Annotated in this window: 11 protein-coding genes; 2 read left to right on the top strand and 9 right to left on the bottom strand. The window is 49.7% G+C overall.

Going from position 1 to position 12,928, the window contains the following annotated elements:
* Positions 1-9 precede the first annotated feature (9 nt).
* The 9 genes from FJM65_RS18485 to FJM65_RS18440 all read right to left on the bottom strand — a co-directional run bounded on the left by FJM65_RS18485 (position 10) and on the right by FJM65_RS18440 (position 10,946).
* Positions 10-1,332: a TlpA family protein disulfide reductase gene (locus FJM65_RS18485; protein WP_181163790.1), complete on the bottom strand. Its 1,323-nt coding sequence runs from the start codon at positions 1,330-1,332 to the stop codon at positions 10-12.
* A gap of 114 nt (positions 1,333-1,446) precedes the next feature.
* Complete coding sequence (locus tag FJM65_RS18480; RefSeq protein ID WP_140623475.1) at positions 1,447-1,836, bottom strand: hypothetical protein; 390 nt, start codon at positions 1,834-1,836, stop codon at positions 1,447-1,449.
* 1,078 nt (positions 1,837-2,914) lie between these two features.
* Positions 2,915-3,043: a transposase family protein gene (locus tag FJM65_RS21665; RefSeq protein ID WP_140623473.1), complete on the bottom strand. Its 129-nt coding sequence runs from the start codon at positions 3,041-3,043 to the stop codon at positions 2,915-2,917.
* A complete protein-coding gene (locus FJM65_RS21775; RefSeq protein ID WP_140623527.1) occupies positions 3,040-3,294 on the bottom strand; it encodes a DDE-type integrase/transposase/recombinase in 255 nt (84 codons plus the stop codon). The genes FJM65_RS21665 and FJM65_RS21775 overlap by 4 nt, the downstream gene beginning before the upstream one ends.
* Before the next feature lie 793 nt (positions 3,295-4,087).
* Positions 4,088-4,267 carry an IS66 family transposase gene (locus FJM65_RS18460; protein WP_449421262.1) on the bottom strand — a complete coding sequence of 60 codons (180 nt, stop codon included), beginning with the start codon at positions 4,265-4,267 and terminating at the stop codon, positions 4,088-4,090.
* 328 nt (positions 4,268-4,595) lie between these two features.
* Entirely contained in the window at positions 4,596-6,038 is a 1,443-nt protein-coding gene (locus tag FJM65_RS18455) for an amidohydrolase family protein (RefSeq protein ID WP_140623451.1), read from the bottom strand.
* Between the two features lie 57 nt (positions 6,039-6,095).
* Positions 6,096-7,097 (bottom strand): NAD(P)-dependent alcohol dehydrogenase, encoded by a 1,002-nt coding sequence (locus FJM65_RS18450; protein WP_239023015.1) that lies wholly within the window; start codon positions 7,095-7,097, stop codon positions 6,096-6,098.
* Complete coding sequence (locus tag FJM65_RS18445) at positions 7,082-8,800, bottom strand: serine hydrolase domain-containing protein (RefSeq protein WP_140623449.1); 1,719 nt, start codon at positions 8,798-8,800, stop codon at positions 7,082-7,084. Before FJM65_RS18445 ends, FJM65_RS18450 begins: the two co-directional genes overlap by 16 nt.
* 94 nt (positions 8,801-8,894) lie before the next feature.
* A complete protein-coding gene (locus tag FJM65_RS18440; RefSeq protein WP_140623447.1) occupies positions 8,895-10,946 on the bottom strand; it encodes a helix-turn-helix domain-containing protein in 2,052 nt (683 codons plus the stop codon).
* A gap of 237 nt (positions 10,947-11,183) precedes the next feature.
* Here FJM65_RS18440 and FJM65_RS18435 point away from each other — a divergent pair, with 237 nt between their 5' ends.
* Both FJM65_RS18435 and FJM65_RS18430 read left to right on the top strand, forming a co-directional pair.
* Complete coding sequence (locus tag FJM65_RS18435) at positions 11,184-11,756, top strand: ankyrin repeat domain-containing protein (protein ID WP_140623445.1); 573 nt, start codon at positions 11,184-11,186, stop codon at positions 11,754-11,756.
* 16 nt (positions 11,757-11,772) lie between these two features.
* Entirely contained in the window at positions 11,773-12,927 is a 1,155-nt protein-coding gene (locus FJM65_RS18430; protein ID WP_140623443.1) for an acyltransferase family protein, read from the top strand.
* The last annotated feature ends 1 nt before the right edge of the window (position 12,928 follow it).

Genomic DNA, 12,928 nt, shown 5'->3' with positions numbered 1-12,928 from the left:
GTTTCAGGTTCAATTGCCGGGTTTGTCACGTATCACGAGCACCTCTATCTCGCGCTCGGCCGCTACCAGCTCCAGCCGGTAACGGCGCAGCTCGCGTCGCAGGGCAGGCAAGTCATCGAGCGCTGCATTGATGTCCAGGTCCACCGGTCCGTCGTAGCCGGTCTCGTCGAGCACCGGGTAGGGAATGGCCGGCTGGCTAAGCAAGTGCTTGACCAGGACGAGCAGCGGTTTGTGGCGCAGCCGCTTGGTACCCGGCCGGGAGAGGGTGCTTTCGGTTTTGCCACCCTGGCTCTGCAGCTTGTTGGGGCGCCCGGTGAGACGAAGCACCAGGCAGGTCATGCGGCGCTTTTCAATGCTGCCGGTAAAGGGAGAAAAGTGGTTCAGCTCTGCGAGCATGCGCTCATAGAACTCGGAAGGGGGAACGGGAGGACCTGCCTGGTCGTAACTATACAAGTGACGGCGCTTCCATTCATCTGAAGAGAGGGCGGAAGCTTCGGGCAGCAGGGAGCCCCGGTCCCGCACTTCCAGAACCAGGCGCGTGCGGTTGTAGTCAGGCAGGCGCTGCAGGGCCACCATCTCATACAGGTCCAAGAGGGGCTTGTTGATGGCTACACGCCCGGTGATGCGGTCCTCCTCCGGGCGCAGGCGTCCCCCGCTGGACAGGCCCTCAATGCGGCCCTGCAGCAGGATGGAATAATGCCGTAGTTGATCGGTGGGCAGCTCGGGACTGGAGAAGAGCGGGCGCTGCAGGTCCACGTCCTTTTTCAGATGGGCGGGCATGGTGCCTTTCAGGGCAAGGCGGATGTTCTCGGCGGTGACTTCCTTGTGGGAAGTAATGGCCCCGACCCGGCCGTCTGGACTGATCCAGGCAAAGTGGGGCACCAGGCGGTGGGGGAAAAATTGAACCAGGGTGGTGTCGCCCACCACACTGGGGAGCAGGTAAGGGTCGCCGGGTTTCATCCAGCGCTTGTAAAAGGCCTGCACTTTTTGGGCGTTGTCCTTATTGCGGGGAGAGCTGACCAGCAGGACCTGCAGCTCTTCGCCGAAGGCAGCCTGCAGTTCCTGCAGCTTGGGCATGCTACCCAGACAGGTGCCGCACCAGGTAGCATAAAAGTCCAGGAGCAGGAGTTTGCCCTTAAAGTCAGACAAGCGGGCGGCGGGAGAAGTGGCATGCAGCACCTGCCCCAGTACTACATCCGGTACCGTATCCCCGATATGTAAGGCCTGCACCGGTTCTGGTACCTTTGCCTGTGCCTGTGCGCGGGTAGTAGCAACCAGAAAGCCGGGCAAAAGCTGCAGCAGCAGGACGAGCAGGAGGAAAAGTAAAGGCATTAAGAGGCTGTGAAGCCATATAAATGGTCTCATTATGGTATGCATTAGGATTAAACATTAATTTACCCGGTGTTAGGGGCAAGTTAAAAGGCGTGAAAGCCACATTTACTGGCCTTATTCCGGGGGGCTGATTAGCAAAGTCCAAGACTGGGGCATGCGATGGTGGAGCGTATCCAGGGCCTGGGAGATAGCGCCTGCGTGAGCTGCTGAATCGGGATGAAGCATTGTCGATGCTTGCTGCCTTAGCGCTTCCTGCGCTCCTTTTCCGCGTAGGTCATGAAATTGATATACAGCCGAAATAAGTTCTTTAAGGTTTTCATAGAAGGTAATCAAGTTAATGGTACGGTCAGAGGAGAGACCATCGTAGTTTTGCTGCAGCGAGCAGACAAACCAGCGGCAGAGTTCTTGCTGGGCCTCTTCCTTGGTATAAGCCTGGCGGAATGCCCTGAGCCCGGATATCGGTTCCGGAAGCGAACGCGTGGGCGATGAAGTAGGTGTTTCCATTAGATTAGTTTTAAGGTTAGCGAAATAGATCTTCTGAATGCCTGACTAGAGGCAAACAGGAGATAAGGTTGATAGGGTGAAAGTCAGTACGACTATTGTTAGGGGCGGTAGGGGAAGTGCAGGATATTTACCCAACAGGTGCAATGAGGAGCATCCATAACCTGTTTAACCGTGGGCAGCTGTTGCTTTGGTGCTTTGGTATCGGGCAAAGGAGCGGGGGCTTTGGGCCTAGGTCGGTTGTAAGTAAGGTTAAGATCTGTTGCTTTGTGTTTTCATAGGCAGTGGTGTGTTTGCTGGGAAAGAAGCATGTAGGACAGCAAAGGCCAACTGGCTGAGCCAGGGAAGGGCACAATTGAATGCAAAATGGGAGATATACCCGGAAAAGATATGGCAGCCAGGAAGAAGTATGCGTATTCTTTTTCATGAAAATCATTCGTAGCGTCACTTCACTTTCGGCAAACTTCATTTGTCTGCTGACTATAGGCTGCTTCCCTTTGCTTGCCAGGGAAACAGCCTATAGAACGGAAGTATGATGTTTGAAAGCTGTATATTAGCATCGGGTACAGCTTGATTCTAACACGAAGATGCAGGAATGGGTACTTGTATAAAATGTGGTATTCTTGTATATAACAATTATGAAGTTGTTAAATACAATTTTATAAAATGGTATTTATTAGGTGTTATTTGTGGTATATTCCTAAGGAGACAGCAGCCTGAAGGAGGCTGATCCACCTGTGTCTCGTACAGAAAAAACCTGACAGATTTGAGTGTTAGCCCTGTTTGTGCTTTACAGTCTTTTGCTGTTAGTCCTGAATAAACTTTAAAGGCGACTTGTCCTGCAAGGATATCAAAAAAATCAATCATAACTACTACCACTATCGCGGCTGTGGGAATGTGGTAAACTCGTGGGAGTTTTCCATATTTCCACAGCCTTACTGGGCCGGCTCTTCGACTGCTACGGCCTTTCTGCTTCTTCTGTAATGCTTCCACCTTTTCTGGATCGCGCCCTGCCACTGATGGGCCTGGTCGGGCGTCATAGACTCAATGCTTACATGCGGCCGCTGCTGCTTACAGGTGGCTACGCTTTGGGTAATGTGCTTTTTGGCCTCCTGGTACGGTAGCGCTTGTCGGGGCAGAACTCGTTCTTGATGATGCCGTTTACCCGCTCGGCCAGGGCATGGTCATAGGGGCTGCCGCGCTGGGTCATGCTGATGGAAACCCCCTCCTCCCGTAGCAGGTCCGTATATTCTGTGCAGCAGTAAGCACGCCCCTGTCAGAGTGGTGGATCAGGTCGAAGGGCATCTCTTTCCTTCTTAAGGCCAGTGCCATCCTGAGGGCGGCCACACAGCCATCTGCCTCCAGGGTGGGATGCAGGGCGAAGCCCACGATTTTGCGGGAGTAGGCGTCGGTGATCAGGCTCAGATAACTGAAGCCCGGTATGGTACGGATATAGGTGATATCCGCCCCCCCCCAGCTGCTCGGGTCCTGTGATCAGCAAGCCTTTGATCAGGTTGGGGTAGCGCCTGAACCAGTGGTTGGAGTCGGTGGTGCGCTGCAGGCACTTTCTCCTCCTTATCAACAGCCCGTGAAAACGCAGCAGGTCAAAAAGCTGGTCCCTGCCCATCTTGATGCCATGCGCCTGGAAAGCAGGTGAGAGCAGGTGTAGCAGCTTCCTGCCCCCCAGCAGGGGCATGCTGCCCCTCGCTTCGCTGACTAAGCTGAGCACGATCATGTGAGCAATGGAGGTCGCGCGCTCCTGTTCTGCCGCTTCATAGAAGGCCCAGGCGGGTTAAACCAAACAGTGCACAGACTCTGCCGGGACTGCTGCCTCATCCTCTTGACTGTTTGGTACCAGGCTTTTTTCGGATCTTGATCTTTAACTCCTCCTCACTTACCTCAATCAACGTCTCCAGGGAGGAGATCTTGAGCTTTGCTTTTTCCAGTTCCCGGGTCAGGTCTGTGCCTGTTTGGCCAGCATTTTGGTGCTGGCCCCTTGTTTGCCGTTGGCCCTGACTTCTTTCGCTATTTGTAGGGGCTGCAAGTTAAGGTAACACAGCTCGGTTACCCAGGCATCAATCGTTTTCCGGTTCAGGCCATATTTTTTTGCCGCCGCACTGTGGCTGAGCAAGCCGGAATTTACTTCCTTAACAATTTTACGCTTCACCTACGCGTCGTAGGAGCGGCCGCTTTTCTGCACTTTACCCGGAGAGGGCGCCTTTTTTTCTTTCATCCTGTTGCTTGTAATGTAAAACTATTTCTGTACAAGACACGGGCGGATGGCGTTCTCCACCACGTTGTTGTCGATGCAGAGGCTGCCGTCGTAAAGGTAGGCCGAGAGGGCGTCCCAGCGGGCGTAGGCGTAGGCCATGGCCTTGCCGATCTGGCTCTTGAGCAAAGTGCTCTTGATCTCCTGGAAGATCCAGCTTCCCAGCTAGTCAGCATGGCTATGGCACTGGAAAGGGAACACATCTATGCTTTTTCAGGCTCTTTGTTTATGCTCACATTCAACTGCAACTAATAAGGCCATAGCGGGAGTATTTTTTCTGGTGCAAAGAATAAGAGATAGCAATAGTGAGAATGAGTTGTGCAACAGCCACGGCCGTTTCATGCTATGCACTACTTTCAGTGCTAGACACTGCTTTGCACTTTCAAGCAGTTGGCAATACAGCAAGCATGGCTGCCAGAAAATACCTCCGATAAAATATTGCAATTCCAGTTATTTGTTTTATTGCTTGATTCGCAATCTTCTCAATATTTTTTTATCTATTGCTTATTGCATACACCGTGTTCTCTACGTATCTCACCACCGTAGCCATCAAGTTGCTACGGTTATTTGCTTTTTCTTCAAACGTATCCAAGGCAGGCCTGTCTAACCTTCTGCCCTTTATAAACACCGTCTGGGGCTTCCTTAGGATGGCAAGATCTACCAAGGGATTATCGTTTACAAGGAGTAGGTTGGCTGTCTTACCGGTTTCGATCGTCCCCATATGGTGCATGATCTGATGAGTTTTTGAGGCGTTTACCGTGGCTGTTTTCAGGGCTTCATAGTTAGAAAGGCCGGCTTCTTTGTACAAGCTTAACTCCTGATGGATCGAAAAGCCGGGAACCGTGACGCCGATGCCGGCATCTGTGCCACAGATAATGTTCACGCCTGCATCGTTCAGTTTTTTTATGGCATAGAGGTGAAAGTCATGCTGCTTTTTTGTTCGGTCTACAACGGCGGGGTTTTCTTTCTTTGCTGCACGCCAACGGTCAAATTGGGCTTTGCTATCCAACTTCCTTATAGCCGGGTTCATGAACCGGACCGGCTCCGAAGACAGTATGTTATCATCTGCAAGCATACGACATATGTTGTAGAAAGCCATTAAGGTGGGGCAGAAGGAAGTGTGTGGCGACTCTGAAAATTCCTTCACCACCTGTGCCAGCTTTAACGAGTCGAGCTCGTAGTGCAGCGGCTGCTGCACGATGTCCTCAGCATGCTCGATAGAGGCAATCTGCGGATTGAAATGATAGGCATAAGGTACTTTTTGGGAGGGGTGTGCGACAATGTCCATCCCGGAAAGCTTTGCCTGCACTATCACGGCATCAAAAATATCCTTAGGCAAACCGTAGTATGTTTTTATAAAATCGTACCCGCGTGCTTTATAAGAACGCACCTTGTCTCTGGCTTCTTGCGGGCTGAACAGCTGCAGGTTATCATCGCCGATAAACTCCGGGCCGGTAAGTTTGGGGCCGGTGGTGTAAAGCAAGGGCGACAAAATCTTGTCGTTGTTGATTTCCTTTTTTAGTCTCAAATGCATGGGCATACCCCATACGTTTCGGACAGCCGTGACGCCATTGGATAAATAAAGCCCTAGTTCATACTTATCCCAAAGGTGAACGTGCATGTCAATGAGCCCGGGCAGTAAATACTTATTCCTTCCGTCAATCACTTCCACACCCTGAACCTCCATGCTGTCGGCAATCGCATGAATGATACCGTTCTTGATGTACACCGCCTTGTCCCTTAAAACCGTGTCTTCTGTCATCGGCACCACATTCACATGGGTGAAAAGATAGGAGTCATCCATCGCCAGCTCGTTGTCCATAATGTTCAGATATCCTGTTTTTAGCCCATCAACTCCCAGTATGGCAAGGAGGCTTACAAGAAGCAACCCGGTGAAAATGAGGGCAATCTTGATTATTCGTCGCAGTAATTTCATGGAGCTAACGGTTAGATACAAGTTTAAAGGAATTCCGACCGAATGCCTCAACAGCTTCTACACATTGATGATCACATTTCCTGTTTTCTCTCCAGAGATAACATATTCGTAGGCATCGGATATGTTATCCAGTGCATACTCCCGGTCAATAAGCGGATGGAATGTGCCCTTTTCCAGAAGATCGTGGATGTAGGGCAGCGTTTTCTGAACTCCATAAGGTATAGGGAAGACCACCCTCTTGCTGCTTCGAGCAGAAGTAAACATCGCCAGGAACACGTTTTGTGCGTAAGGGCCTAGCTCTGAGGATATATAAACGCCGCCTCTCTTTAGCAGGGGCTTGCATTTGCCAAAAGTACTTTTGCCTACAGTATCAAAAATGAAGTCATATGTTTCATTGCCCTTTGTGAAGTCTTCCTTTGTGTAGTCATACACTTTGTCAGCACCTAAGGACTTGATCAACGCTATATCTTTTGTACGGCAGGTAGCCGTTATATGAACCTTAAACTGCTTAAGAAACTGTAAGAGCGCGGACCCGATTCCGCCGGTAGCGCCATTCACCAAAACATTTTGCTGAGGCTGCATGGTTACTTTATGGAGGAAGGAATATGCGTAATGCGCGCCTTCCAGACTTGCGGCAGCGCATTTGTAATCGATACCCTCCGGTATAGCTAAAACATTTCCCTTTGGCTTTAGGGCCATGTATTCAGCCTGTGATGCTAATCCTGTATCGGTAAAGCCAAAAACCCTGTCTTTTACGTTAAAAAGATTGACATCTTTTCCGGTTGCCACTACTTCCCCGGCAAAGTCAGTTCCCAAAATAACTTTCCTCGGCCTGAAGAACCCGAGGACAAACCGCATAATAAATGGCTGCGCTGTAAGGTTCGCGCAGTCCGTTCTGTTAACGGTTGTGGCATGGACCCGAACCAAAACTTCATCATTCCCTAGGCTTGGCGTAGCTATATTCTCTATCTGAATCTGTTGCGGTGAACCATAAGTCCTGCGTATGGCGGCTTTCATCATTCCAGCATTTTCTCCAACTTTTATTATTCTTCCCGGCATGAGGATTTAAGGTTTTCTACACGCTTTATTAATTCATCAATGTCCAGATCATGCTCATCTAAAAACCTGAAAATAATGACTTTGCTTGGCAGAAACACCACATAGTTCTCTCCAAAACCCAGCATGTAGGTTGCCTTTGTTTTACACTTCCTCGTGTCTATCTCTTTAGACCAAAAGGAGTGTTGATAGTTACTCCCTCTATAGTCGTTGCCCGTACTGTAGCCTTTCCATTTCGATTCTCCAAAGGCTTCTTTCACCCTCTCTCTGTTTAAGATCTGATGCCCCTCATAGCTTCCTTCGTTGGCAAACAGCAAGGCTATCTTGGCTGCTTCGTCTATGGTCGGCAAGGCCCCGTAGGCCAGGATGGGTATGGCTTGGGCCTCATCCGTTTCGATCGTATGCAGCAAAGTGAAATGCCCTGCTCCAATCGGCACCAGCACGTGCTCCCGCACCAGGTCCCAGTAATGCACGTTTTTGCCTTCTTTCTCTTCCACATACTGCTGCAGGGCATAGGACAGCACAAAAAGATTGGTAGAAGCGTAATTGAATTTTTCACCCGGCGCTTCCGGGGCATCCCCTAGGCGGGCGATCCTGTTGATGGCTTCCTCAGCCGACTCGGCACTTACCAGGGTGCTGAAAAGAAGATCCGGACTTTCGCCTCCTACGTTTCCCGTCACCATGTTGAGCGTTTGGGAGAAGTTGACTCCCTGCCAGCCCTTGTGATCGGCTAAGGCTGGTACATAGTCTGTTATTTTTGCTTCGAATACACTGCCCTTGTACCGTTCCTCTAAATACATCAACGCCAAAGCTCCGGCCATACTTTTAGTCACAGAGTATAAACCGTGGCGCATGTTATCGGGATAAGGATAGAGGCCGTGGCGGGTTTTGGGCGGATGTACGTAAAGCTTGCCATTCATCCAGACAGCCCCCAGGCTTGTGGGAGCATTTGTGTGGATCATTTTATCAAAGTAGCCGGCTACTTCTTTGTTTGCATCAATCTCACGCAGAGGGCGTGTGGGAAGCCTTCGTGCTTCTTCCAGGTCCTGCTGTTCAACTATTTGATCTGCATCAGCAAACTGTTTCGCCTGATAGGTAGCCGGCAACAGTCCACTGATGTTGCCCAACTGCTTGTCATCTATATCGGCTGTTTCCTGGCTGCACTGCAGGCAAACATTGCTGACAGCATCAGTTTTATAAACGAAGGTGGCTACGCAATTCCTGGCTTGCCCTACCCACCTGTCTGTTAAGGTGAGAGGAAAAGAGGCACGGCTCCATGCTCCGTCTTCTTTTTCATGCCATACTTTCCCTGTCCCAACTACCACATCCCAGTAGCTCTTGCTCTGGTGCCTGGTGGAGATTCTCTCTTTCAGCAGCGGGATCAGTTCGCCACGGTGTGAAATGAAATCCAGTTCTAGTTTCGGGAAAATGTTTTCGCCAGGGTAATAATCCTTTTCCTTCGGGAAACTCAGTTCGGTGTCCTGCAGGAGCAAAGTGCCGGAGAAGGGAGTTGTTGCCTGCGTTCCCCAGTTGGGTTTGGCAAAGTAGCTCATGTCTATCAGCGGTTGCGTTTCGCCTTCCACTAGTTCTGCAACTGTCAGGTGGTTGCGGGGTTGCCCCAGGACCGGGCCGTTCCATTGCGATGGCCTGCTCTGGCAGGAATAAACCAGGAAAACCAGTAATAAATATTTTGCGACCTTTTTCAAAACAAAGTAAAATTATGGAGAACAAACACGTTTATTATAAGCTATAACTTTAAGGCTCCTTTCTGTTACAGCCTCGTGAAAAAAATCACAGCGGTTAAGTCGTAAGCAACCCCTTCACTTCCAGCGATTCTTTCAGCTTGGCGTGATCTACCCAAAAATGGGCATTGATCTTTTCCATTACCTTTTTAAACCCCGGATGGCTTTTCAATGGCTGAATGATCGGGTCCAGCTCAAGAAAAAGCAAGATCCAGTATTGGTAGTTATCTTGTGCCGCAAATAGGTTAAGCTGCTCAATAGCCAGGTCGGGTTTCCCCTCATATGCATATTTTACAGCCATACTGGCGCTTTTGTAAATGGACTCGTCGTTGTCGCAATAATTGGCGTAAGCCCTGAAAAAATCGGCGGCTTGCGCCGTATAGCCCATTTGTTTATAAACCATGCCTATCTTCACATCGTCGTGCGCGTAAATATCCAGCCCTCTGGATTCCCTGGCCTTCACGAACTTCTGATAGTAGTAGAAGGCACTGTCGTACTTTTCCTGAAAGTAAAACGTCTTTGCCACTTCCTGCAGAATGTCCAGGCGGGTGGTATCTTTTTGCCAGACCTTCTCCAGGGCCCGCTGGGTACGCGCGATGTCCTTGTGCTTTGCATACAGGATCAGGGGCTTTACATAGGGCGCATATTCGTTTTGCGGGTTGTAGTCGAGTGACAGGTCAATGTATTTGATCGATTCATCTACAAAACCGGCCTGTATGAGGGCGTTGCTCAGGTGCAGGTAAGTATAGCTTTTGGTAGTGGAATCACTGCCCCCGGCATCCAGCTGAATCCCCTTCAGGGCGTACTCCAGGTACTTGGCGGTATTCGGAGTGATGCGGGCGTAAAAGTCAGAGAGCATCTGCACCACAAACGAGGAGTTGGGGTTATACTCCAGGGCTTTCTCAAGGTAAGGCAAGGCTAAGCGGAACTCCTTGCGGTGCATGTAATAAAAGGCCTTAGCAGTGAGGCTTTCGGCAGATTTGGCATCATACAGCAGTGCCTTGTCCGCATAGTTGCTGATTTGCCCGGTATACTGCTTGTTCACCTGGTAGATGTCGAGAAAGTAATAAGAAATGGCAAGACCGGCATAGGCAAGGGCGAACTCAGGATCATGCTCGATGGCCTTCTCAAACAGCGGAATGGCTCTTTCTAACCCTTCATGGGTTCTGGTTAAGAAAGGGTCGAGTGCCTGGAGGTAGTAATCATATGCCACCATGTTTTCCGTGGGCTTCCTTTCAATTCGCTCGAGTTCCGCAGGTGTCACGATCACTTTAATCGCATCTGCAATTTCCCTGGCAACTTCGTTTTGCAAAGCAAAAACATCAACCACTTTACGGCTGTATTGCTTCGCCCAAATAGGCTGATCCCTCGATGCGTCAATCAATTGAATGTTGAGTAAAACCCGGTCGCCCACCCGCTGGCCGCTGCCTTCCACGATGTAGCTAACATGCAGTGTCTCTGCAATTTCGGGAATAGGCGTGTTTGTGTCTCTGAACTGTTCTACAGAGGTTCGGCTTACAACCCTCAGATCTTTGATCTTCTGCAGGTTGCTTAATGCAGCTTCCATTAGGCCATTGACAAAATAGAGGTTGGAAGAATCGCTGCTCTCATTTTTGAAAGGCAAAACAGCTACTGATTTTTCAGGTTCGACACCGGAAGAAGATAGTTTCTTGAAGAACAAATACGAGGCGATGAGCAATACTGTCGATACGGCTATTATCGCCGACCATCGGTATGGCTTCAGGCTATGGACATTCACGCTGGTTTCAGCAGTTCCCTTTCGTGCTTCACCCGGGGCATTGCCAAAACGTTCCCGATAGCATTTGATGAAGTAGGAGGTACTCCCAAAACCTACTTGGTAGGAAACTTCAGAAACCGTCAGGGAGGTTTGCTCTAACAACTCCATGCCTTTTTTCAGGCGCACCTGCCGAATAAACTGGCTGGCAGAAAGGTTCGTGTGTTTCTTTATTTTCCGGAGCAGGTTAGAGCGGCTCATGCTCATCGCCTCCGCCAGTTCAGAGACACCAAACTGCTCGCTGGAGACATTATCCAGAATAACGGCTTCTACCTCTTCCAGAAATTCTTCCCCTCTAGTTGATGCATCGGCCATGATGTTTTATGAAAGGTTGAGACTACTAAATATAACGGCAAGCCGCACTATCGGAAAAAGGGCTTTAAAGCAGTAAGAATCGCATAATGCGTCATAGTTTATACTCTTGCGCCATAGTTTTTATGCCTTCCGAAAACTTAATGTCTTTTGCTGCATAGCTCATAAGCCTGGTTTTGAAAGACTCCCGATCTTTGTGAGGACATAAATTAATAAACTAAAAACTAAAAATCAAGGATCATGGAAACGCAAAAAGTAAACATTAGAAAGAGTTTATATTATATATTATTCGTGCTTATTTTCCTGCCCGCCTGCGCGCAATCGGATCAGAACACAGCAGCCGACACAGGAGCAGAAGTGCCGGAAATAGATATGCAGGCCGCTGTAATAGCCGGCAACCTGGATGTGGTAAAACAGCACATCGAAGCAGGAACTGATATAGATAAAACAGAGCCGATGAGTGGTTCCACTCCTTTGATCACCGCGATCACGTTCGGGAAAACCGATATTGCGAAAGCTCTGATCGATGCGGGTGCGGATCTTTCCATTAAAAATAATGACGGCTCAACAGCATTGCATGTTGCGGCTTTCTTCTGCCGGGTAGAGCTTGTGCAAATGCTGCTTGATGCAAACGCTGACAAGACCCTGCGCAACAACTTTGGCGCTACAGCAAGAGAATCAGTTACGGGCGATTTTTCTCAGATGAAGCCGGTGTACGGGATGATGCAGGAACAGCTAGGGCCACTGGGCCTGCAACTGGATATGGAGGAGCTGGAAAAAACGCGTCCGGTCATTGCCATGATGTTACAGTAACTTAAACAATAATCCGATGATGCCAGAAAGAAGATATGATATTGATTGGCTGCGCGTGATTGCGATTGGCCTACTGTTGATCTATCACATAGCCATTGTCTTCCAGCCTTGGGCCATGTTCATTGGCTTTGTGAAGAGTGATGAGCTAATGCCGGATTTATGGACCCCGATGACCATGCTGAATGTGTGGCGCATTCCGCTGCTGTTCTTTGTTTCGGGTATGGGCGTTTATTTTGCCACCCGAAAGCGGAACTGGCGGGCCTTACTGCTCGAGCGAGCCAAACGAATACTGGTGCCATTCCTTTTCGGAATGGTGGCCATAAGCCCCTTGCACATCTTCCTTTTTCAGCGCTATTACCACATGCCGCTGCAGTATATGGCACATCCCTCGCATCTGTGGTTTCTAGGGAATATTTTTGTCTATGTGCTGTTGCTGTCACCCCTCTTCTTCTATCTAAAGAAAGAAGCGGGAGGGCGATTCATGAAGAGCTTGTCGGCAGTGCTGGGCAACCCCTTTGGCCCGCTGCTGATAACGGTGTTTTTTGTGCTGGAGGCCCTGCTCCTAAAACCTGCTATTTTCGAGATGTATGTGCAAACATGGCACGGCTTTTTCCTGGGGCTTTTGGCCTTCTTCTTCGGTTTCCTTTTCGTATACAGCGGAAAGCCATTCTGGCAAACTGTCCTAAAATGGCGGTGGCTTTACCTGGCTTTAGCTGTCTCCCTTTATGCCATCCGGTTTCTGGTTCTCAATTTGAACGCGCCTGGCTACCTCATGGCTGTAGAGTCAAACTGCTGGATACTGGCGGTTTTCGGATTTGGTTACAAACATCTCAACAAGCCGGGCGCTGCGTTGAGCTACCTAAGCCAGGCAGCCTACCCGGTATATATCATTCACATGTTCGTACTGTATGCGGGAGCGACCCTCATTTTGCCCTTAGAGCTGCCAGTAGTCCTGAAATTCGTAACGATTGTAGCCTTTACCGCTGCAGGCTGCTACCTGTTGTATGAATTCGTTATCAGGAGGGTAAGTTTCCTAGGCCCCTTGTTTGGGTTGAAATGGACATACAAGAAAAAAGCAAAGGCCAAAGTTGCCGCAGAAGACATGGTGCTGAAGAGCTTGTGTGATGATTCGCAAAAAGGCGGATTAAATTCTGCAGGTATGCATCCATGAA

Source organism: Pontibacter mangrovi, from assembly GCF_006385705.1.
GTDB classification, from domain to species: domain Bacteria; phylum Bacteroidota; class Bacteroidia; order Cytophagales; family Hymenobacteraceae; genus Pontibacter; species Pontibacter mangrovi.
The sequence above is the reverse complement of the archived record's forward strand: the minus strand, read 5'-3'. Positions and strand labels throughout refer to the sequence as shown.

Bases quoted from the DNA above. Each gene is read 5' to 3' on its own strand.
- FJM65_RS18485 (WP_181163790.1), bottom strand. From the start codon at position 1,332: ATGCCTTTACTTTTCCTCCTGCTCGTCCTGCTGCTGCAGCTTTTGCCC.
- FJM65_RS18480 (WP_140623475.1), bottom strand. From the start codon at position 1,836: ATGGAAACACCTACTTCATCGCCCACGCGTTCGCTTCCGGAACCGATA.
- FJM65_RS21665 (WP_140623473.1), bottom strand. From the start codon at position 3,043: ATGACCCAGCGCGGCAGCCCCTATGACCATGCCCTGGCCGAGCGGGTA.
- FJM65_RS18455 (WP_140623451.1), bottom strand. From the start codon at position 6,038: ATGAAATTACTGCGACGAATAATCAAGATTGCCCTCATTTTCACCGGG.
- FJM65_RS18450 (WP_239023015.1), bottom strand. From the start codon at position 7,097: ATGCCGGGAAGAATAATAAAAGTTGGAGAAAATGCTGGAATGATGAAA.
- FJM65_RS18440 (WP_140623447.1), bottom strand. From the start codon at position 10,946: ATGGCCGATGCATCAACTAGAGGGGAAGAATTTCTGGAAGAGGTAGAA.
- FJM65_RS18435 (WP_140623445.1), top strand. From the start codon at position 11,184: ATGGAAACGCAAAAAGTAAACATTAGAAAGAGTTTATATTATATATTA.
- FJM65_RS18430 (WP_140623443.1), top strand. From the start codon at position 11,773: ATGATGCCAGAAAGAAGATATGATATTGATTGGCTGCGCGTGATTGCG.